Consider the following 20,325-nt stretch of genomic DNA (forward strand, 5'->3'; position numbering starts at 1 on the left):
GCGCCCGAACAGCGGGTATGAGCAACTGGACCGCCGCCGACGTGCCGGACCTGTCGGGGCAGACGTTCGTCGTCACCGGGGCAAACAGCGGCCTGGGCTACGAGGCGACCCGCGCCTTCGCCCGGAAGGGGGCGACCGTGGTGATGGCCTGCCGCAGCGTCGACCGCGGCGAGCGGGCGGCCGCCGAGATCCGCGACGAGGAGCGGCTCGACGGCGACTCCCTCGACGTGCGCGAGTGCGATCTGGGCGACCTCGACTCCGTCGCGTCGTTCGCGGAGGGCTTCCTGGCCGACTACGACGAACTGCACGTCCTCTGCAACAACGCGGGCGTGATGGCGATCCCGCGCTCGGAGACGGCCGACGGCTTCGAGACACAGTTCGGCGTCAACCACCTCGGCCACTTCGCGCTGACGGGCCACCTCCTCCAGCGGGTCGTCGCCACGCCCGGCGAGACGCGGGTCGTCACCCACTCCAGCGGCGCCCACCAGGGCGGGGAGATCGACTTCGCGGACATCAACCACGAGGAGTCGTACGGCAAGTGGGAGGCCTACGGGCAGTCGAAGCTGGCGAACCTCCTGTTCGCCTACGAACTCCAGCGCCGGCTCTCGGCGGCGGGGATCGACGACACGATCTCCGTGGCCTGCCACCCCGGCTACGCCGACACCTCGCTGCAGGCGCGCGGCCCGAAGGAGGAGGGGTCGACCGTGAAGCTGTACGCGATGCGGGCGATGAACGCCGTCCTCGGCCAGTCGGCCGAGATGGGGGCGCTCCCGCTAATCTATGCCGCGACGGAACCCGGCGTCGACGGCGGCGCCTACGTCGGCCCCGGCGGGCTGTTCGATATACGCGGCCACCCCGAACCCCAGCGCTCCAGCGACGCATCCTACGACACCGACCGCGCCGAACGGCTCTGGGCCCTCTCCGAGGATATGACGGGTGTCACCTACGACTTCGACGCGATCGCCGAGGCGGCAAAACCGGGGGCGGACGCCGCCCCGGGCGAAGCGAGCGACGAGGCCGCGAACGGTGCGGACTGACGGGGGAATGGGTTTCCTCCCCGTCAGTCGTCCGTCCCGTCCAGCGACCCGTTCAGGACCTTCGCCGCCGTCAGCACGGGGTCCCAGACGGGGGAGAACGGCGGCGCGTAGCCCAGATCGAGGGCCTCAACCTCGGGGACGGTGAGGTCGGCCTCCAGCGCGGTCGCGACGGTGTCGATCCGGACGGCCGCGCGGTCGGTGCCGACGATGGTACCGCCGAGCAGCCGCCCCGTCTCGCGGTCAGCCGTCAGCGTGACGACCGTCTCGGCGGCGCCGGGGTAGTAACTCGACCGCGACAGGTCGGTGATCGTCTCGCTCACGGGGTCGAAGCCGGCCGTCTCAGCCCGCTCGTGGTCGACGATCCCGGTCCGGCCGCACTCCTGGGCGAACGCCTTGACGACGGCCGTCCCGGCGACGTCGCCGGTCGGCTTCGGGTCGCCGGCCGACTTCGGGTCGCCGGCGACGGTCTGACCGATCGCGCGACCCGCGCGGTTGGCCGTCAGCCCGAGCGGCACCCAGTCGAACTCGCCGGTGACAGCGTGGCGCGCCTCGGCGCAGTCGCCCGCGGCGTAGACGCCCTCGACCGACGTGCGCCCGTGGTCATCGACCGCGACCGCGCCCGAGTCACCGAGTTCGACCGCCGTGTCGGCGACGAGTTCGACGTTCGGCCGGATCCCCACGCCGACCAGCGCCAGGTCCACGTCGAGGGCGGTCCCGCCGACACACGCCAGGCGCTCGACGCGGCCGTCGCCCGCCAGCCGTTCGACCTCGGTGTCGAGGTGGAGCGTGACGCCGCGGTCGCGCAGTTCGGTCTCGACCCGCTCGGCGACGGCCTCGCCGAAGGGGTCGAGGAGGTGGTCGCTCCGCTGGAAGACGTGTACGTCCAGGTCGCGGGCGGCGAACGCCTCAGCCATCTCGACGCCGACGTAGCCGCCGCCGACGACGGCGACCGTCTCCGGCGGTTCCCAATCGGCGTAGGGCTCGATTACGTCGGGATCGAGGAAGTCGCCGCCGCCGAGCGATTCGACGGTCGCCTCGCCCGCGGGTTCGAGCGCCGCGCGGATCGCCGCCGCGTCGTCCAGCCCGTGGAGCGACCGGACGCCGGCCAGGCCGGTACCGTCGACCGGGTCGGTCAGCGCGCGGGCGCCGGTGGCGACGAGCAGGTCGCCGTAGGGCCGTTCGCGGCGGTCGCCGTCCGGGCCGCGGACGGTCACGGTCCGGTCGTCGGTGTCGAGCCCCGTCACCTCGTGCTCGCGGCGGAGGTCGATCCCCCGCTCGTCGATGTCCTCGGGCGACAGCGACAGCAGGTCGGTCAGATCCGCGACCTCGCCTTTCACGTAGTAGGGCGTCCCGCAGTGGGCGTAGGACACCCACGGCCCCCGCTCGAAGACGACCACCTCGCGGTCGGGGTCCTCGCGGGCGCACTTGCTCGCAGCGCTCAGGCCGGCGGCGTCGCCGCCGACCACGACGAACGGCTCGGCTGTCATGGCTCGGGAATCGGCGCGGACCCACGTAGTCGTTGGCCCGTCGTGCGGCGCGCGCGGACGGGCGCTACCAGTTCCAGGGGCCGTGGTCGGGGTCGATCTCCCGGTGGCGCTCGTCGATGGAGTCGATCAGTTCGATATCTTCCTCGTCCAGTTTCAGGTCCAGCGCGGCGAGGTTCTGTGCCATGTGCTCGCGGCTGCTGGCCTTCGGGATGGCGGCGACGTTGTCGTGGGAGAGCACCCACGCCAGCGACACCTGCGCCGGCGTCGCGTCGTGTTTCTCCGCGACCTGCTCGATCTCGGGCACGTCCAGCGCTGTACCCTTCCCCAGCGGCGAGTACGCCACCAGCCGGTAGTCGTGCTCCTGAGCGTGCTCGACGAGTTCCCGCTGGGGGAGCAGCGGGTGCATCTCGACCTGGTGGGCAAAGAGGGGCGCGTCGAGCACCTCCCGGGCCTCGTCGAGCAGTTCCGGCGTGAAGTTCGACAGCCCGACGTGGCGGGTCTTCCCGGCCTCGTAGGCAGCGTCGAACGCCGGCAGGACCTCATCGTGGTCGTAGACCCCCGACGGCCAGTGGACGTACAGCAGGTCGACGGTGTCGACGCCCAGGCGGTCGAGACAGCCGTCGATCGCCTCGGGGACCTGCTCGGGCTCGGGCGGCACGTCGTGGTGGACGGTCTTGGTCGAGAGCCACACGTCGTCGCGGGCCACGTCGCTGTCGGCCAGTCCCTGGCCGACGTACCGCTCGTTCTCGTAGACCTGCGCGGTGTCGACGTGGCGAAAGCCCACGTCGAGGGCGGTCCGGACGTTCTCGCGCCACTGCTCGCGGTCGTCGTCGGAGTAGGTCCCCAGCCCGAGCTGCGGGAGGTCGTCGACTGGCATAGTCCGGCCTTGCGGCCGTCGGCGTTTGACCCTGCCGGTCGCGGAAGCCCGGGCGCGACCGACCCCGTGGTCGATCGCCGCGGTCGAGCGAAGGCGGCGCTCGCGGGGACCGCCGGCTCAGTAGATCGGCGGCACGTAGAGGTTCAGCGTCTCCAGGGGCTCGTCGCCGTCGTTCTCGATCTCGTGGGTCTCGCCGGCCTCGATGACGAGCAGATCGCCCGCCTCGAAGCGCACGTCCTCGCCGTCGACCGTCGCCCCGCCGGAGCCCGACACCACGTACAGCCACTGGTCGCTGTCGGCGTGGCGGTTGTCGGGGCCGCCGGTCGACTGGCCGGGCGAGAGCGTCATCTGGGCGGCCTGGGCGTCCTCGGTGGTCTCGCGCACGTCGAAGAAGTCCTCGAAGTCGAGGCTGGTGCGTCTCATGGTCGGCCGTTTGGCGCCGCGAGCGTTAGTTCCGGCGGTCGCGTCGGGGTCGACGGCGGTCGCGGGCGTCAGCCGTCCGCGTCGTCGCCGTCGTCCTTGCCGAACCCGGCGTCCTCGACGTTGAACTCGGCGACCGTGCGGCCGTCGACGAGCAGGTCCTCGACGACGAACTCGGCGATCCGGTCGCGCATCCGGCGGCTGGCGTGGCCGGCGCCGAGCGTCACCTGGTACATCCGGGCGCCCACGAGCGCGGTGTAGATGGTCTCGCCGACCTCCTCGGCGTCGGCCGGGCGGAAGACGCCGGCGTCGATGCCGTCGGCGATGATCTCCGCGACGGTGTCGATGTTCGTCTGGTAGTGGGTCGCGAGCTTCTCGCGGAACTGCTCGTTGTGGACGGCCTGGACGCGCAGTTCGAGCAGGGCGAGCGCGAACGTCTCGCGGTCCTCCTCGCCGGGCTCGATGACGAAGCCGTCGACGTACTCCTCCAGCCGCTCCAGGGGCTCCTCCGTGTCGGACTCGGCGAGGCGCGCGCCGACCCAGCCGACGGTGTTGTCGACGAACGCGAGCATCAGCTCCTCTTTGGTGTCGTAGTGGTAGTGCAGCAGCGAGCGGCTCTTGTCGAACTCGTCGGCGATGTCCTGCATCGTGAGGTGGGCGTAGCCGTGCTTGCACAGCGCGTGGTAGGTCGCACCCATTATCTCCCGGTGCGTGTCACCCTGCACGTCCACCTCGGAAGCCATACCCACGTGTTACCGGCCGCGGGCAAAAATCTTCCGCGCCGCTGGAACGTTCCCGCCCGACTAACAGGAGAGTCAGTCTTATCACCCCGTGGCCGATACGGGGGGATATGCCACCGGGCGGCCCCGACGACGAGGAGTTCGAGGAGTTGCGCGCCGACGAGGCCAACGCGATGGTGCGGCTGTTCGGGGAGTACGGCCGCGGCCAGCGCGCCCGGTTCGCCGTCGGCGGGTTCGCCAGCGTCTGCTCGACGCTGATGGAGCTCGTCCCGGCGTTCCTGCTCGGCGTCGCCATCGACTCCTTTCTCACCGCCGACCGGCCGTTCCGGCTGCCGTTCGTCCCGGCGGAGTGGCTCCCCGCGGCGCCGGTCGAGCAGTTCGTCCTGCTGATCGGGCTACTCGCGGGCTCGCACGTCCTCGGGGCGGGGCTGGGCTGGCTCAACTCCTGGGCGTGGAACGGCTTCGCCCAGCACTTCCAGCACGAGATGCGCGTCGACGCCTACGACGCCATGCAGCGCCGGGAACTGTCCTTCTTCGACGACAAGCAGACCGGCGAGGTCATGTCGATCCTCAACAACGACGTCAACCAGCTGGAGGGGTTCCTGACCAACAGCCTCAACCAGGGCATCGGCATCGTCTTCCGCGTCGGCGGGATGGGCCTCGCGATGCTCTTGATCAACTGGCGGCTGGGCATCGTCCCGACGGTCATCATCCCCGCGCTGGGCTACGCCAGCTACGTCTTCGTCCGGCGCATCCACCCGAAGTACCAGGAGGTCCGCTCGTCGGTGGGCAAGCTCAACTCCCAGCTGGAGAACAACCTCGGCGGCATCGAGGTGGTCAAGTCCTACACGACCGAGCGGTTCGAGACCGACCGCGTCGAGGAGTCCTCCCGGGAGTACCTCGACGCCCAGTGGGACGCCATCACGACGCGGATCGCCTTCTGGCCGACGCTACGGCTGGTGACCGCCGCCGGCTACACCGCAACCTTCCTCGTCGGCGGCTACTGGGTGATGGTCAACCGCGGGCTCGTCGCGGAGCCGCTCCCCTTCTTCAACGGCCCGCTGACGGCGGGGACGCTCGTCGTCTTCCTCTCGTACTCCCGGCGGTTCGTCTACCCGATGCGCCAGTTCGGGCAGATCATCAACGACTACCAGTACGCCGAGGCGGCGGGCGAGCGCATCGTCGGCCTGCTGGACACCCCCTCCGGCGTCACCGACCGACCGGACGCGGTCGAACTCGACGCGGTCGAGGGCCGCGTCGAGTACGACGACGTGCGCTTCGCCTACGAGACGGAGGAGGGCGAGGACGAGCAGGTCCTCGACGGCGTCTCCTTCGAGGTCGAACCCGGCGAGATGGTCGGGCTCGTCGGCCCGACCGGCGCGGGCAAGACGACGCTGATGAAGCTACTGCTCCGGCTGTACGACGTGGACGACGGCGCGGTCCGCGTCGACGGGACCGACGTGCGGGACGTGACGCTCCGCAGCCTCCGCCAGTCGGTGGGGTACGTCAGCCAGGAGCCGTACCTCTTCTACGGCACCGTCCGGGAGAACATCGCCTACGGCGTCCCGGACGCCGCCGACGAGGACATCGAGGCCGCGGCGAGGGTCGCCGGCGCCCACGAGTTCATCGCGGACCTCAAGGACGGCTACGACACGAAGGTCGGCGAGCGCGGCGTGAAGCTGTCGGGCGGCCAGCGCCAGCGCGTCTCCATCGCTCGCGCGGTGCTGAAAGACCCGGAGATCCTCGTCCTCGACGAGGCGACCAGCCACGTCGACAACGAGACCGAGGCCGTGATCCAGAACAGCCTCGACGACCTCATCGAGGACCGCACGGCCTTCGCCATCGCCCACCGCCTCTCGACGGTGCGCCACGCCGACCAGATCCTCGTCATGGACGACGGTGAACTCGTCGAGCAGGGGACCCACGAGGACCTGCTGGAAGCGGACGGCCTCTACGCGACCCTGTGGCGCGTCCAGGTCGGCGAGATCGACGCCCTGCCCCAGGAGTTCCTCGACCGGGCCGCCGGGAGTCGACCGCAACCGGGCGACCTCGACTGAGACGGGGACCGCCCGCCCGCCGACTGGCCGAGCTCGACTGAAACGTGACTGCCTGCCCGCCGACCGGCCGACCCGTCTGGACGGACGGTCGCCGGCCGACCGGCGACGCGGGACTAACACGAGAGTTAGTTATTTAAGGAGGGGGTTGCTATGCGGTGCTATGTCATGGGGTTTCTCCGGCGGGAACGACGACGCCGACGCGTTCGAGGACCTCCGTGAGTCGGCCGAGCGGCCGATGTGGCGGATATTCACGGAGTACGGGCGCGGCTACAAGGGCGAGTTCGCGCTGGGCGCGGTGGCGAGTATCGTCGCGCGCTTCTTCGAGCTGATCCCGGCGCTCATCCTGGGGATCGCCATCGACTCGCTGTTCGCGGGCACCCAGCCGTTCCGGTTGCCGCTGGTCCCCCAGTCGGCGATCCCCGCCACCACGGAGGGCCAGTTCTGGTTCGCCGTCGGCGCGGTGGCGGCCATCTACGTCCTGACGGCGACGCTGAACTGGGTCAACTCCTGGGCGTGGAACCGCTTCGCCCAGCACCTCCAGCACGAGGTGCGCGTCGACACCTACGACGTGGTCCAGCGGCTGGACATGAGCTTCTTCGACTCGAAACAGACCGGCGAGATCATGTCCATCCTCAACAACGACGTGAACCAGCTGGAGAGCTTCCTCACCAACGACCTCAACGCCGGCATCCGCATCGGCGTCCTCGTCGTCGGGACGGGTGCGCTGATGGTGTGGCTCAACGCCCAGCTGGCCGTCGTCGCCCTCCTCTCTATCCCCGTCCTCGCCGTGGCGAGCTACGTGTTCGTCCAGAAGATCGGCCCGAAGTACGGCCGCGTGCGGAGTTCCGTGGGCGCGCTGAACTCCCGGCTGGAGAACAACATCGGCGGCATCGAGGTCGTCAAGTCCTACGGCCGCGAGGGCTTCGAGCGCGACCGCGTCGAGTCCGCCTCCGAGGACTACCTCGACGCCAACTGGGACGCCATCTCGACGCGGATCAAGTTCTTCCCCTCGCTGCGGATCATCACGGGCTTCGGCTACGTGATCACCTTCCTCGTCGGCGGTTACTGGCTTCTCTTCGGCGCGCCCGGCCCGTTCTCGGGGACGCTCCAGCTCGGGACGCTCACCACGATGTTGCTGTGGTCGCGGCGGTTCCTCTGGCCGATGCGGCAGTTCGGCAACGTCGTCAACAACTACCGCTATGCGTTCGCCGCGGCCGAGCGCGTCGTCGGCCTGATGGACGACCCCGGGACGATCCACGAGGACGACGACGCGATCGACCTGGACGGCGTCGACGGGCTCGTCGAGTACGAGGACGTGCGCTTTCGCTACCCCGAGGCCGACGAGGACTCCGTCGAGGACGTGACCTTCACCGCCGAACCCGGCGACTTCGTCGGCCTGGTCGGCCCGACGGGCGCGGGCAAGACCACGCTCCTGAAGCTGTTGATGCGGCTGTACGACCCCCACGAGGGGACGATCCGGATCGACGGGACCGACGTGCGGGACCTGTCGCTGTCGAGCCTGCGGAGCCACATCGGCTACGTCAGCCAGGAGCCGTACCTCTTCCACGGCACCATCGAGGAGAACGTCGCCTACGGGCTGGAGGCGAGCGACGAGGAGATCATCGAGGCGCTGGGGATGGCCGGCGCGATGGAGTTCGTCTCCGACCTGCCCGACGGCATCGAGACGACCGTCGGCGAGCGCGGCGTGAAGCTGTCGGGCGGCCAGCGCCAGCGTATCGCCATCGCGCGGGCCATCCTCGAGGACCCCGAGATCCTCGTCCTCGACGAGGCGACCAGCCACGTCGACAACGAGACGGAGGTGCTGATCCAGCAGTCGCTGGAGAACCTGACGGCCGAGCGGACGACCTTCGCCATCGCCCACCGGCTGTCGACGGTCCGGGACGCCGACACGATCCTCGTCATGGACGACGGGGAGGTCGTCGAACAGGGGTCCCACGAGGACCTGCTGGAGGCCGACGGGCTGTACGCGAACCTCTGGAGCGTCCAGGTCGGCGAGGTCGACGCGCTCCCCGAGGAGTTCGTCGAGCGCACCGCCGAGCGCGAGCGCGCCAGCCTCGACGACGACTGATACGGATTATTGCAAGCGTTTACCGGGTCGACCGCACGACTGCGTGCGGTCGATCCCGGAATGTCTTGCAATAATCCGTATGAGCGGGCGCACGTCGGTTGCGACTCGCGGGTTCAGTCGTCCGAGACACCGACGACCGGGCGGCCGCCGTCGCCGGCGATGGGCGTCTCGACCGTCTCGACGCCGGAGAACACCACCTTCGCGCCGCCGCTCTCGCTGTCGGTCATCTCGACCGACCAGCCGTGGGCGCGGGCGATGGCCTCGACGATTGCGAGGCCCAGGCCGGTCCCGTCGTCGTCGGTCGAGTAGGCGTACTCGAAGACCTGTTCGCGCCGGTCGGGCGGGACGCCGGGGCCGTCGTCGGCGACGGCGAACCCGTCGTCGGTGCGCTCCACGGTGACCGTCACCGGCGCGCCGCCGTGGTCGATACAGTTGCGGTAGCAGTTCTCGAAGACCGACTGCAGGCGCGTCGCGTCGGCGTAGATCCGGACCGACGCGTCGGCCGCCACGTCCAGCTCGGCGTCGGCGGTGTCGACGGTGTCCCAGGCGTCGCGGGCGACCGTCGCCAGGTCGACCCGCTCCAGTTCGTCGATGGTCTGACCCTCCCGGGCGAGCGTGAGCGTGTCGTCGATGATCCCCTCGATCCGTTCGAGCGCGTCGCCGGCGGTGTCGAGGTGTTCGTCGTCGTACTGCTCGCGGGCGAGCTCGATCCGGCCGTAGGCGACGTTCAGCGGGTTCCGCAGGTCGTGGCTGAGCGTGCTCGCGAACCGCTCCAGCTGGGTCGTCTGCTGTTCGAGGTCCCGGACGTGCTGGCGTCGCTCGGTCACGTCCCGCAACACCAGCGTGTACCCCGCGACCGACCCCCGAACCTCCAGCGGCGAGACCGTCACGTCGTACTCCCGCACCTCGCCGTCCTCGAACCGCGTGAACGTCGAGACGAACGGCGAGTCCGGCGCGCCCTCCGCGGGGAGCACCGCAGTCGGCTCCCGCCCCGGCTCCGGGTTGGACGCCGCGCCGTCGACGACCCGCCGACGAGCGGCCGCCGTATCCGCCTCCCCGTCACCGTCGGCGCTGTCCCCGTCCCGTTCGGCGACCGGACAGAGCTCGGGGACGGCCCGTTCGACGGGCTCGCCCTCGTGGTCGGGGACGGCCGGAAACGTCTCGGCGGCCGCCGCGTTGTAGTCGAGCAGGCGGCGGTCGCGGTCGACGACCACGACGGCGTCGTCGAGCACTTCGAGGACCGACTCGCGGGCCAGCGGCGCCAGGTCGAACAGCTGGTGTTTGAAGACCGCCCAGGCCACGACGGCGAGGATCAGCGGCGACCCGATGACCAGCGCCCCGGTCAGCGGCCCCGGGATGGCGCCGCCGAACCACAGCGTGAAGATGGCGAACGTCGGGAGGTAGCCGACGAGCAGCGCGGCCGTCTGCTTGCGCCCGACGCTGGGCCCGACGAGGAGGTGCGCGCCCAGCAGCGCGATCGACGCGTAGTACAGCAACGTGCCCGGGAGCACGAGCGCGACCGCGAGCGCGGTCCCCTCCCCCTGGACGTACGGGAACGGCGACGCGAGGACCGTGTACTCGCTCCAGACCAGGTCGTGTATCGGGTTGGTGATCTCCAGGGCCGCGACCACGACGTTCCAGCCGACCAGCGCGTAGACGGCCGCCCGGGGGACCCGCCGGAGGTAGCCCGTGTACTCAAGGATGAACAGGAACCACAGCAGGGGGAGAAAGGCCGTGACGGCGCTCTCGAAGTTGTACGCCGCGATCATCCACATCCGCGACGGCGCCAGTAGCTCGCCGATCACCAGCAGTCCCGCCACCGCGTAGACGGCGACGATCCCCACGAACAGCCGCCCCTGCAGGTTCATCTCCTCGTCCCACAACCACCACGCGGCGACCGCCGCGATCGCCGTCGAGAGCGCGACCACCCCGACGTAGACAGTCTCCGAGACCACGATACCCTACCTGATACGCGTACTGACTAAAGAATTCTCGCCATGGAATCAAAATTGAGACTGACGGTAGAAGATGCGACGGATCATATCCGATTAATTCGCACATTCGGCGCCATAACCGAGGATATAGAACACCACAATATAATATCAAATATGATTCCGAGAATCGGAGCGGGTGCGAACGGAGGGGGGAGAGAGGCGACGGCGAACCGACGGACCCAAGCGGTCGAGGGCGGTAGGGAGGGCCGATGAACGTGCGGTTCCTGGGCGGCGCCCGCGAGGTCGGTCGGAGCGCGATACTGGTCGACGACCGCCTCCTGCTGGATTACGGGCTGTTGACCGGCAACCCGCCGCGGTTTCCCGTCGACAGCGTCGACCCCGAGGCGGTCGTGGTCAGCCACGGCCACCTCGACCACGTCGGCGCCGTCCCGTCGCTGTGCTCGGGCGACCGCCGGCCGCCGATCCACTGGACGCCGCCGACGCGGGAACTCGCCCTGACGCTCGCCCGCGACACGCTGAAGCTCCACGGCGGAACCTACGACTGTCCGTTCACCGAAACTGAGGTCAGACGGGTCACCCAGGTCTCCGAGACCCACGGCTACCGGGAGCCCTTCGAGGCCGCCGGCTACGAGGTCACCTTCTACGAGGCCGGCCACATCCCCGGCAGCGCCCACGTCCTCGTCGACGACGGCGAGACGCGACTGCTGTACACCTCCGACTTCCACACCGGCGACCAGCGCCTCGTGTCCGGCACGGCAGCTCGCCCCGATGCGGATGCCGTGATCTGCGAGTCGACCTACTCCGACGTGACCCACGAGGACCGGGCGGCCATCGAGGAGCGGTTCGCCGAGAGCGTCCGAACCACGATATGGCAGGGCGGCACCGTCGTCGTCCCCGCGTTCGCCATCGGGCGCACCCAGGAGGTCCTCCTGATATGCGAGGCCCACGACGTCGACTGCTACGTCGACGGGATGGGCAAGCGCGTGACGGAGATGCTGAGACGGCACCCCGAGTTCGTCCGCGACGCCGACGCGCTCGGGCGGGCCAAATCCAACGCTCGCTTCGTCGACGGCCGCGACGGGCAACGCCGACGCATCGCCGACGACAACACCGTCATCGTCACTACCAGCGGGATGCTCTCGGGCGGCCCGGCGATGACCTACATCCCCGCGATCCGCGGCTCGCCGACGAACAAGATCGCGATGACGGGCTACCAGGTCGAGGGGACGCCCGGCCGCGAGCTGCTGGAGACCGGGAGCGCCGAGATCGACGGCCGGCGGATGCCCGTCGCCGCGGGGGTCGAGCAGTACGACTTCTCCGCCCACGCCGACCGCGAGGGGCTGCTCGCCTTCCTCGACGAGTACCGCGACGCGGAGGTGCTGGTCAACCACGGCGACCGCTGCGAGGCCTTCGCCGCCGAACTCCGCGAGGACGGCCTCGCGGCGACGGCGCCCGCGGTGGGCGACGCCGTCGAGGTGTAACCGCTCGCAGTCACTGGTCAGCCCAGTATGCCCAGCTCGGCGAGTAGCACCAGTCCGGTGACCACGGGGAGGCTCCCGAGGATCGTGAGGAAGACGACCGTCCCGACGTAGTCGGCGGTCGAGACGGTCGCCGGCGCGCCCTCCGTCGGCCCGGTCGCAGTTCCCTCCCCGCTCGGATCGCTCGCGTCGTCGCCGAACTCGATGGAGAGCACGAGCGGGATGACCGCCGAGGGGCCGGCCGCGAGGACGACGAACGCGGCGGTCACGGCCGGGTCGCCGATGTCGACGAGTAGCGCGACCCCGACGGCGACGACCGGTGCGACGAGCAGTTTCAGCCCGACGGTCGGCAGCGTCTCCCTGACGGTGGCGGCGAGGTCCATCGCCTCGACCTGCAGGCCGAGCACGACGAGGAAGACGGGGATCGAGGCGTCGCCGACTAGCCGGAGGGTGTCCATCGCCGTGCCCCCTTCGGGCGGGACGACGCCGAGCGCGACCGCCGCGCCCGCCGCCACCAGCGCGTAGACCACGGGCTGGCGGGCGACGCGGCCGAGCGCGGCCCGGTCGCTGCCCTCCCCGCCCCGCGAGAGGAGGTAGACGCCGACGGTGTACAGGAGCAGGTTCTGGACGAGGACGAACAGGACGGCCGTCGACCGGCCGGCGGCGCCGAACGCGAACGTGGCGACGGGGATGCCGAAGTTGCCGGTGTTGGGGAAGGCGGCGGCCATCGCGGCGCCGACGACGACGGTCCCCTCCCGACCGCGCGCGCGGCTGACCGCCCACGAAAGCGCGCCCATGACCGCCGTGAATCCGACCATCGCGCCGACCGCGGCGGTGACGGTCCCGACTCCGACTTCGAGGGTGACGAGCGTCTCGAAGACCAGCGCCGGCAGGAGGACGTAGACGGTGACCGTGCTCAGCGGCTCGGTGTCGACCTCGCGGACGCGCCCGAGGAGGTAGCCCGCGAGGGCGATGGCGAGCGGCGGCGCGACCGACGAGAGGAAGACCGAGGGGATCGACCCGAGCGCGTCGAGTACCTGCACGGGTTGGTCGCCCCGTCGGTATCGCTGCCGATAACGCTATCGACTCGTCGCTGGACTGCGGCGGTCTCGGCGGGTCGCTCCCGTTTCTAAACCGTTTTCACCGTCGAGTCGAAACCCGGCGCGTGGTGTCCTGGTCCCGGTACAACCCCGTCCGCGCGCTCCTGCTGTGGGTCGGGTCCGTCGTCGCCCGCGCCGGCGTCATCGAGCGCGAGCGCGTCGAGCGGACGACCGACCTGGCGTGGCCCCGCATCGTCACCGGCCTCGCGCGGATGTCCCGCTCGACGGCCGACGTGGCGATGGTCGGCATCGCGCTCGGGTCGAACGCCATCGCCGGCGTCGGCTACGCCAGCCCCTTCTGGGGGCTGGCCTTCGCGCTGGGCGGCGGCGTCGCCGGCGGGACCATCGGCCTCGTCTCCCAGCGGTTCGGCGCCGACGCCCACGGGGAACTCGCCCGCTCGGTGAAGGTCAGCGCCCTGCTCACCGTCGCGATCACCCTCCCGCTCGTGGCCGTTTACTGGGGCCTCTCGGAGCCGCTGATCGCGCTCATCGGCTCCGGCGAGGCGGCCGTCGGCTTCGGCGCCGACTACCTCGCGGTCGTCGGCTTCGGCGTCCCGTTCGCGGCGCTGAACCTCATCGGCAGCCGCACGCTCGTCGGCGCCGACGACGCCTGGACCCCGATGGTGCTCCGCGGGGGCGGCGCCGCCCTGAACATCCTCGTCAACGCCGTGCTCATCTTCGGCCTCGGCTGGGGCGTCGTCGGCGCCGCCGTCGGGACCGTCCTCTCGAACGCCGTCGTCACGGTCGCGTTCGCGGTCGGCCTCGCTCGCGGCGGGCTCCCCGGCGTCGGGGAGTTCCCGGTGCAGATCCCGCTCTCAGGGCCCCACATCGACCGGTCGCTTCTGGGCGACCTCGTGGAGATGGCGACGCCGCTGATCGGGACCAACCTCGCCCGCAGCGGCGGCCAGTTCCCCAAGCTGTTCATCGTCGGGCTGTTCGGGTCGAACGTCGTCGCCGCCTACGTCGTCGCGATGCGGGTCCGCGCGCTGATGGACACGCCCAACTGGGGGTTCAGCATGGCCTCTTCCTCGCTCGTCGGCCAGGCGCTCGGCCAGGACGACGAGGACGACGCCGGCGCGTGGGCCCACGACATCATCCGCTTCTCGCTGGCCTGCTACGCCGTCATCGCCGTCGGCGTGTTCGTCTTCGCCCGCCCCATCGGCCGCGTGTTCGTCGACGACCCCGCGATCCTCCCGACCGTCGTCACGTTCATCCGCGTCGCCTGCTTCGGCGTCCTCTTCAGCGGCGTCTACGGCGGCTCGACCGGCCCCCTCAGGGCGAGCGGCGACACGCGCTGGCCGTTCTACGCCCAGCTCGCGGGACTGTACCTGTTCGCGCTCCCGATCGCCTACCTCGGCGTCGTCGTCCCGGAGGTCGGTCAGACGGCGCTGTACGCCGCCATCTTCGCCGAGATGGCCGTCCCCGCCTGCATCACCTACTACCGCTATCGGTCGGAGACGTGGAAGGTGGTCAGCCGCGACTACCGGCCCGACGCCGCCGCGAGCGACTGAGCGACGCGTCCGCCGTCGGCGGTCGACGACCCCCTTCCGGTTCGAACTCTCGGAACGCTGAGCCGCGAGGGCCAGTCTTTTGCGTGGGTACTCCCGAGGGCCACCTATGGAGTACACCACACTCGGCTCGACCGGGATGGAGGTCTCGAAGGTCTGTCTCGGCTGCATGAGCTTCGGCAGCGAGGAGCCCTGGATGCTAGACGAGGACGACGGCCGGGAGATCATCGAGCGCGCCATCGACCTCGGGGTCAACTTCTTCGACACCGCCAACGCCTACTCCGACGGCGAGAGCGAGGAGATCCTCGGCGACGCCATCTCCGGCTACGACACCGACGAACTCGTCGTCGCCACCAAGGTCCGGTTCCCCGTCGGCGAGGACGCGCCCAACGCCTCGGGGCTCTCGCGGAAGACCATCGAGCAGGAACTCGACGCCTCGCTCGACCGCCTCGGCCTCGACACGGTCGACCTGTACCAGACCCACCGCGTCGATCCGAACACGCCCCCCGAGACGACGCTCCGGGCGCTGACGGACGCGCGCCGCCGCGGGAAGATCCGCCACGCCGGCACCTCCTCGATGTGGACCCACCAGCTGGTCGACCAGCTCCGGACGAGCGAGCGCGAGGACCTCCTGAGTTACGAGACGATGCAGAACCACTACCACGTCGCCTACCGCGAGGAGGAGCGCGACATGCTCCCCCTCTGCGACAAGGAGGACATCGGCGTCGTCCCGTGGGGCCCGCTCGGCCAGGGCTTCCTCGCCCGGCCGTTCGACGAACTGGAGCGGACTTCTCGTGGCGACCCCGAGAACTTCCACAACCCGACGCCGGAGTACGAACGGGGCGGCGGCAAGGAGATCAACGAGCGGGTGCAGGAACTCGCGGCCGACCACGGCGTGACGATGGCCCAGATCGCGCTGGCCTGGCAGTATCAAAATGACTACGTCGACGCCCCCATCGTCGGCACCACCAGCGTCGAACACCTCGAACAGGCCGTCGAAGCGCTGGATATCGACCTCTCGGCCTCCGACGTGGCGTACCTCGAAGAGCCCTACGAACCGCAGCCGGTCATCGGCCACGAGTAGCCGGAGCCGAGTTCGGCACGGAGGCGGAACCACGCCCAACCTGTCGGCTGACCGGTGGTATTTTTTGTCACCTGAGCGATGTAGCGGTCATGGATCGACGCGCGTTCCTGGGGGGAGTGGGAGCGACGACGGCGCTGGGGGCGCTCTCGGGGCTGGGTCGGGCGGGCGGCGCTGGCAGCGAGAGCCGCCCGGACGCCACCAGCGTGGGGGACGCGGCCCGAACCGCCCCGGACTGGGCGGTCGACTGGCGCTCGCGGTGGCCGACGTTCGGCAGCGCGGGACCGTCGAGCGAGGTCAAGCCCGTCGTCGGCGACGGCCGGCTGTTTCTCACCCCGAGAGTCGCCGGCGTCCCCGGGCGCGCCGCGGAGTACGAGGGCGGAGACGCGGACTTCTTCGGGGTCGGGCTCGACACGGCGGACGGGTCGCACAGGGACGGCAACACGATCGAGATGGGTATCCTGTCGCGGATGCCCGCGGGAACGGTCCGGGCGGCCGGTCGGTTCGTCACCACCGGACTGGCGGACGAGGCCGAGCGGACGTTCGCGACCGTCGTGACGCTTCCCGACGAGCCGCGGGGGTGGACGACGAGAGTCGACGGCGTGCCGGCCGGACCGCCGGCCGCGACGGACGACACCGTGCTGGTCCCGGCGGGCGCGTCGGTGGCGGCGCTCTCCGCGAGCGACGGGAGCGTCGCGTGGACGGCGCCGTTCGACTCGCCGGTGACCGGCGTCGCCGGGGCCGACGGGACGGTCTACGCGGCGACCGAGGAGGGAGCGCTGTCGGCCGTCGACGCCGGGAGCGGTGAACCGCAGTGGACGGCCAGTCCGGTCGCGAGCGGACGGCTTCGGGGACCGGCGGTCGCTGGCGACCGCGTCCTCGCGCTCGACGGATGGGGCGGCGTCCACGCCCTCGAGACGGACGGGTCGCTCGCGTGGTCGACGGTCCCGGACGGCATCGAGATCCCCGACGAGAACGACGGCGACGAGGCCACCGACCCGCCGGGGACGGTCGGCCGGGTCGCCGCCGACGGCGACCGCTGTTACGTCACTGCGGTCCGCGGGCGGGAGGAGAACGAGCGGGCGGCGGTGACGGCGGTCTCGCTGGCCGACGGGACCGAGGCGTGGACGTACGAGTTCGCGAGCGCACCCCGAAACGACGTTCACAGCGTCCGGAACGGACCGACGCTCCAGCCGCGGGTCGTCGAGGGGAGCGTCTGGGCGGCCGGAAACCGGAGCGCGGTCGCGCTGGACGCGGCGAGCGGCGACCTGCGGCGGCGCTGGGGGTTCGGCTACCCGCTCAGGGCGACCCCGCTCCCGACGCCGGCGGCCGTCTACTTCCTCGACGGGTTCGGCGTCTATCGCCTCGACCGCTCCGGGAGCGACTGCGGCCCCTACGAGGTCTCCACGGCGGGCGTGAGCTACGAACGCGGGATGGACGGCGAGGAGTTGAGCGTCGGCGGAGGGGTGACCGCCGACGGCTGTCCGGTCGTCGGGACCGTGGACCTGCTGGTCGACGGCGAGTACCTGGCCTCGGCCGGCGGCTACGTCGCTGCCGAGGAGGGGACGACGCCGTATCTCGCCTACGGCTGGGAGGATCTCCCGGAATCGCTCGACCGCGCGACCCTGCGATTCAGGGGGACGGACGGCACCGTCGTCGACACCCGGCGCGTGGCCATCGACGACTACCGCGAGGAGCCCCCCGATTTCAGTATCCACTGTCCGTCGATGGCGACCACCAACCTCGGGGTCGGCACGGGCGTGACCGTGACCGCCGAGGTGTCCAACTCCGGGGCCGACCCCGGCTACGTGGCGACGCTCGAAGCCGACGGCTCGGTCGTCGCCCGACGGACCGGCGAGATCGCCCGGGAGTTCCACGACGACGGCGCGCCCTGCGACGGGACGATGCTCCGGCTCTCGAACCGCTTCGTCGGGTTCGAGCGGCGGGACCTCCAGGTACGGGTCGAACCGACCGCCGACGAGGGTAGCGGCGACGTGGAGGACCTCGGCACCGTCCGGTCGGGCGACCCCTACGCGCTGGGCGGCGGGGTCGCCGGGCTGGCGCTGCTGGGTACCTACGTCCGCAGAAAACTCGGCGCCGGTCCGGACTAAACCGCCGACCGGCACTTCGAGACCGCGGGCCCGACCCGCTTCGCGACGCGCTTGCTCGCCAGCCCGGAGACGATCGAGCAGGCGATGTACCAGACCGTCCAGACCTGCAGCGGGCCGACCAGCTTGGCCGTCCAGACGACCCGGCCGGCGATCGGCAGTACCTGCACAGCCGGCGTGATCGCCGCGGCGGGGTTGACCGTCAGCCACGATATCCACAGGAAGACCGGGACCGTGACCAGCATCGCGTAGACCATCGGGCGAAGCATCTGTTTCATCGCGCCCAGCTGTTCCAGCATCAGTTCCTGCTGGCGCGACTGCAGCCGTTCGACGGCCTCGTCGTCGCCGCGCTCGCGGGCCGCGTCGAGTCGCTCCTTGACCGTCTCCAGCCGCTCTTTCGCGACTTTCTGGGGGTTCCCGTCGGTCAGTCGGCGGCGGAGCGTCGTCGAGACGAGCGTCGTCGCGACCGCCAGCAGCGCGACGGTCGCGCCGAACGGCAGGGCGGCCTCGACCGGGCCGAGCAGGAGATGGGCGGTGCTCCCGACCGTATCCCGGGCCACCGGCACCTGGTAGCTGGCCATCAGTCCGAGCGCGGCGACGCCTGCGAGTTTGTCGGCGGCCGACCAGCCGCCAGTGTCGGCGTCGTCTGCGTCGGCGGGTCCGTCGTCGGAGTCGGCGGCGGCGTCGCGGTCCTCGACGGCCGCTCGGACGGCGTCGGGGTCGTCAACGACGAACCCGGCCTCCGTGGCGACCAGCAGTTCGGATTCGAGCAGTCGGCCCCACTGCTCGGCGAGGACCGCGTCGCTCACGTCCGCCCAGGAGACGGTGCCGTCGCCCGACTCCGCGCGGTCGAGGACGGTCGCGGCGGCGTCGGCGAGCGCCTCGTCGCCGTCGAGTCGCTCGCGGAGGGTCTCGTCCATGCGGGAACCTGTCAGCGCGCCTTTGTCAATCTTGCTCTCGCGGTGTCACGCTTCCGACCGTCGGAGTCGCGCGGCGGCGGGCAGGACGAGCCGGAGCGCGACGACGTGCCCGGCGATCAGGACGAGGACGGCGGCGACGATGAGAAACCCCTCGCGGACGGTCGGGAGGAGCCCGAGTGCGACGATGAGCGTGGTCGCGCACGCGGGCGGATGGACGGCGTCGAACGCGAGCATCCCGGTGCTCGTCAGGACCAGCGCGAGGACGCCGCTGGCGACGACCGCCGCGAGCGCGGGCGACCTGGGCGCGAGGTCGGCCGTGACGACGACGCCGCTCGCGAGGAGGTGGTACGCGAGGAGCCCGGCGGCGACGCCGATACCGTGGCCGGCGACGATCCGGCGGAGCCGCTCCGGGGCGAGCGGCCGCTCGCTGACGAGGACGTACGCCGTCGGGCCGAGGCTGGGGAAGACGAACGGCGTCCCGGTCAACCACGCGACGACCCCCGTCACCCCGAGGAGAATCCCGGCGTGGACTCCCGTCAGCACGGCGTGGCGGTTCACGTCCGTCCGTCCTCGTCGCCGGCCAAGAGGGTGACGTTTCGTGGACGTTCGATCAGTTCTCGGCGCTGGTCCGGTCGGTACGGCCGCCGACTCACCTCCCGCGCCGACGCCCGCAACGCCAGCGACTATGACCCCGGAGAGCGAACGGTCGGGTATGTCCGAGTACACCATCCGCTACACGGTCGACGGCGAGTTCGAGGAGACTGTCGACGCGGCCGTCGACACGCTGGGCGAGGAAGGGTTCGGCGTCCTCTGTGACATCGACGTGCAGGCGACGCTGAAGGAGAAGCTCGACGAGGACTTCCGGCAGTACCGCATCCTCGGGGCCTGCAACCCGCAACTGGCGCACGAGGCCATGGGCGAGGAGCTGGAGCTGGGAGCACTGCTCCCCTGCAACGTCATCGTCTACGAACGCGACGACGGATCCGTAGGGGTGAGCGCCGTCGACCCGGGCGTGATGCTGTCGGTCGTCGACAACCCCGAGCTAGATCCCGTCGCCGACGAGGTGGCCGACCGGCTCTCGGCGGCCGTCGAGCGGTTGCCCGGCGCGACCCGCGTGCCGGCCAGCGCGGACGACTGACGCGGGCGGCGACGAGAAGCGGCGCTACCCCGTTCGCTCGGTCTCCGCATCGCCGTCACCACGTAGTTCCCGTATCGCGACGAGCGCGACGGCGCCGACGACGAACGCGAGCGTCCCCATCGCGAGCGCCGAGACGGCCGTCAGCAGGACCGACGACCCCTCGGCCAGCGTGATGGCGTCGGGACCGAGCAGGACGGCGACGACGGCGGCGGTCGCGAGCAGTCCCGCGGTCTCCTCGCGGGACAGCGGCTCCCGGAAGGCCGATAGCTCCATGTCCCGGCGTTCGTCGGCCGGGCTGAAAATGGTTGGGACCGGGGGGCCAGCGGCTCA

The 20,325-nt window shown here is 70.8% G+C and carries 17 protein-coding genes; 8 read left to right on the forward strand and 9 right to left on the reverse strand.

The features are described from left to right. The first annotated feature begins 17 nt into the window (after positions 1-17). Positions 18-1,037 (forward strand): oxidoreductase, encoded by a 1,020-nt coding sequence (locus ACMGFI_RS02525; RefSeq protein ID WP_436907087.1) that lies wholly within the window; start codon positions 18-20, stop codon positions 1,035-1,037. Between the two features lie 23 nt (positions 1,038-1,060). Here the strand turns inward: ACMGFI_RS02525 and ACMGFI_RS02530 are convergent, their stop codons facing one another. From ACMGFI_RS02530 to ACMGFI_RS02545, 4 genes are all read right to left on the reverse strand, one after another. Then, positions 1,061-2,524, reverse strand: a complete 1,464-nt coding sequence (locus ACMGFI_RS02530) for an FAD-dependent oxidoreductase (RefSeq protein ID WP_436907089.1) — start codon at positions 2,522-2,524, stop codon at positions 1,061-1,063. Between the two features lie 64 nt (positions 2,525-2,588). Next, positions 2,589-3,401, reverse strand: coding sequence for an aldo/keto reductase (locus tag ACMGFI_RS02535; RefSeq protein WP_436907090.1), 813 nt, complete (start codon positions 3,399-3,401; stop codon positions 2,589-2,591). 117 nt (positions 3,402-3,518) lie between these two features. Beyond that, positions 3,519-3,824, reverse strand: coding sequence for a cupin domain-containing protein (locus tag ACMGFI_RS02540; protein ID WP_436907091.1), 306 nt, complete (start codon positions 3,822-3,824; stop codon positions 3,519-3,521). Positions 3,825-3,892: 68 nt separating this feature from the next. Continuing rightward, entirely contained in the window at positions 3,893-4,564 is a 672-nt protein-coding gene (locus ACMGFI_RS02545) for a TetR/AcrR family transcriptional regulator (RefSeq protein ID WP_436907092.1), read from the reverse strand. A 107-nt stretch (positions 4,565-4,671) separates the two neighbouring features. Here ACMGFI_RS02545 and ACMGFI_RS02550 point away from each other — a divergent pair, with 107 nt between their 5' ends. Both ACMGFI_RS02550 and ACMGFI_RS02555 read left to right on the forward strand, forming a co-directional pair. Continuing rightward, a complete protein-coding gene (locus tag ACMGFI_RS02550) occupies positions 4,672-6,618 on the forward strand; it encodes an ABC transporter ATP-binding protein (protein ID WP_436907093.1) in 1,947 nt (648 codons plus the stop codon). A 160-nt stretch (positions 6,619-6,778) separates the two neighbouring features. Beyond that, entirely contained in the window at positions 6,779-8,707 is a 1,929-nt protein-coding gene (locus ACMGFI_RS02555; RefSeq protein ID WP_436907095.1) for an ABC transporter ATP-binding protein, read from the forward strand. A gap of 113 nt (positions 8,708-8,820) precedes the next feature. Here ACMGFI_RS02555 and ACMGFI_RS02560 read toward each other — a convergent pair whose 3' ends face one another. After that, positions 8,821-10,662 (reverse strand): sensor histidine kinase, encoded by a 1,842-nt coding sequence (locus tag ACMGFI_RS02560; RefSeq protein WP_436907097.1) that lies wholly within the window; start codon positions 10,660-10,662, stop codon positions 8,821-8,823. A 248-nt stretch (positions 10,663-10,910) separates the two neighbouring features. On the opposite strand from ACMGFI_RS02560, the gene ACMGFI_RS02565 reads away from it, so the two are divergent. Continuing rightward, positions 10,911-12,143, forward strand: a complete 1,233-nt coding sequence (locus ACMGFI_RS02565) for an MBL fold metallo-hydrolase (RefSeq protein ID WP_436907098.1) — start codon at positions 10,911-10,913, stop codon at positions 12,141-12,143. A 17-nt stretch (positions 12,144-12,160) separates the two neighbouring features. On the opposite strand, the gene ACMGFI_RS02570 is transcribed toward ACMGFI_RS02565, so the two are convergent. Further along, a complete protein-coding gene (locus ACMGFI_RS02570) occupies positions 12,161-13,183 on the reverse strand; it encodes an AEC family transporter (RefSeq protein ID WP_436907099.1) in 1,023 nt (340 codons plus the stop codon). Positions 13,184-13,308: 125 nt separating this feature from the next. On the opposite strand from ACMGFI_RS02570, the gene ACMGFI_RS02575 reads away from it, so the two are divergent. From ACMGFI_RS02575 to ACMGFI_RS02585, 3 genes are all read left to right on the forward strand, one after another. After that, positions 13,309-14,751 (forward strand): MATE family efflux transporter, encoded by a 1,443-nt coding sequence (locus tag ACMGFI_RS02575; protein ID WP_436907100.1) that lies wholly within the window; start codon positions 13,309-13,311, stop codon positions 14,749-14,751. Positions 14,752-14,857: 106 nt separating this feature from the next. Next, complete coding sequence (locus ACMGFI_RS02580) at positions 14,858-15,832, forward strand: aldo/keto reductase (protein ID WP_436907101.1); 975 nt, start codon at positions 14,858-14,860, stop codon at positions 15,830-15,832. A gap of 89 nt (positions 15,833-15,921) precedes the next feature. Continuing rightward, positions 15,922-17,940 (forward strand): PQQ-binding-like beta-propeller repeat protein, encoded by a 2,019-nt coding sequence (locus tag ACMGFI_RS02585; RefSeq protein ID WP_436907102.1) that lies wholly within the window; start codon positions 15,922-15,924, stop codon positions 17,938-17,940. On the opposite strand, the gene ACMGFI_RS02590 is transcribed toward ACMGFI_RS02585, so the two are convergent. Continuing rightward, complete coding sequence (locus ACMGFI_RS02590) at positions 17,937-18,857, reverse strand: DUF106 domain-containing protein (protein ID WP_436907103.1); 921 nt, start codon at positions 18,855-18,857, stop codon at positions 17,937-17,939. The genes ACMGFI_RS02585 and ACMGFI_RS02590 overlap by 4 nt on opposite strands. Positions 18,858-18,902: 45 nt before the next feature. Then, complete coding sequence (locus ACMGFI_RS02595) at positions 18,903-19,415, reverse strand: HPP family protein (protein ID WP_436907105.1); 513 nt, start codon at positions 19,413-19,415, stop codon at positions 18,903-18,905. 154 nt (positions 19,416-19,569) lie between these two features. Between ACMGFI_RS02595 and ACMGFI_RS02600 the strand changes: the two genes are divergently transcribed. Continuing rightward, positions 19,570-19,995: a DUF302 domain-containing protein gene (locus ACMGFI_RS02600; RefSeq protein ID WP_436907106.1), complete on the forward strand. Its 426-nt coding sequence runs from the start codon at positions 19,570-19,572 to the stop codon at positions 19,993-19,995. Between the two features lie 24 nt (positions 19,996-20,019). Here the strand turns inward: ACMGFI_RS02600 and ACMGFI_RS02605 are convergent, their stop codons facing one another. After that, positions 20,020-20,268 carry a hypothetical protein gene (locus ACMGFI_RS02605; RefSeq protein WP_436907108.1) on the reverse strand — a complete coding sequence of 83 codons (249 nt, stop codon included), beginning with the start codon at positions 20,266-20,268 and terminating at the stop codon, positions 20,020-20,022. Between the last annotated feature and the right edge of the window lie 57 nt (positions 20,269-20,325).

This window comes from Halosimplex marinum (genome assembly GCF_051414075.1).
In the GTDB taxonomy this organism is placed as follows: Archaea; Halobacteriota; Halobacteria; order Halobacteriales; family Haloarculaceae; genus Halosimplex; species Halosimplex marinum.

Bases quoted from the DNA above. Each gene is read 5' to 3' on its own strand.
- ACMGFI_RS02525 (WP_436907087.1), top strand. From the start codon at position 18: ATGAGCAACTGGACCGCCGCCGACGTGCCGGACCTGTCGGGGCAGACG.
- ACMGFI_RS02530 (WP_436907089.1), bottom strand. From the start codon at position 2,524: ATGACAGCCGAGCCGTTCGTCGTGGTCGGCGGCGACGCCGCCGGCCTG.
- ACMGFI_RS02535 (WP_436907090.1), bottom strand. From the start codon at position 3,401: ATGCCAGTCGACGACCTCCCGCAGCTCGGGCTGGGGACCTACTCCGAC.
- ACMGFI_RS02540 (WP_436907091.1), bottom strand. From the start codon at position 3,824: ATGAGACGCACCAGCCTCGACTTCGAGGACTTCTTCGACGTGCGCGAG.
- ACMGFI_RS02545 (WP_436907092.1), bottom strand. From the start codon at position 4,564: ATGGCTTCCGAGGTGGACGTGCAGGGTGACACGCACCGGGAGATAATG.
- ACMGFI_RS02550 (WP_436907093.1), top strand. From the start codon at position 4,672: ATGCCACCGGGCGGCCCCGACGACGAGGAGTTCGAGGAGTTGCGCGCC.
- ACMGFI_RS02555 (WP_436907095.1), top strand. From the start codon at position 6,779: ATGTCATGGGGTTTCTCCGGCGGGAACGACGACGCCGACGCGTTCGAG.
- ACMGFI_RS02565 (WP_436907098.1), top strand. From the start codon at position 10,911: ATGAACGTGCGGTTCCTGGGCGGCGCCCGCGAGGTCGGTCGGAGCGCG.
- ACMGFI_RS02580 (WP_436907101.1), top strand. From the start codon at position 14,858: ATGGAGTACACCACACTCGGCTCGACCGGGATGGAGGTCTCGAAGGTC.
- ACMGFI_RS02585 (WP_436907102.1), top strand. From the start codon at position 15,922: ATGGATCGACGCGCGTTCCTGGGGGGAGTGGGAGCGACGACGGCGCTG.
- ACMGFI_RS02590 (WP_436907103.1), bottom strand. From the start codon at position 18,857: ATGGACGAGACCCTCCGCGAGCGACTCGACGGCGACGAGGCGCTCGCC.
- ACMGFI_RS02600 (WP_436907106.1), top strand. From the start codon at position 19,570: ATGTCCGAGTACACCATCCGCTACACGGTCGACGGCGAGTTCGAGGAG.
- ACMGFI_RS02605 (WP_436907108.1), bottom strand. From the start codon at position 20,268: ATGGAGCTATCGGCCTTCCGGGAGCCGCTGTCCCGCGAGGAGACCGCG.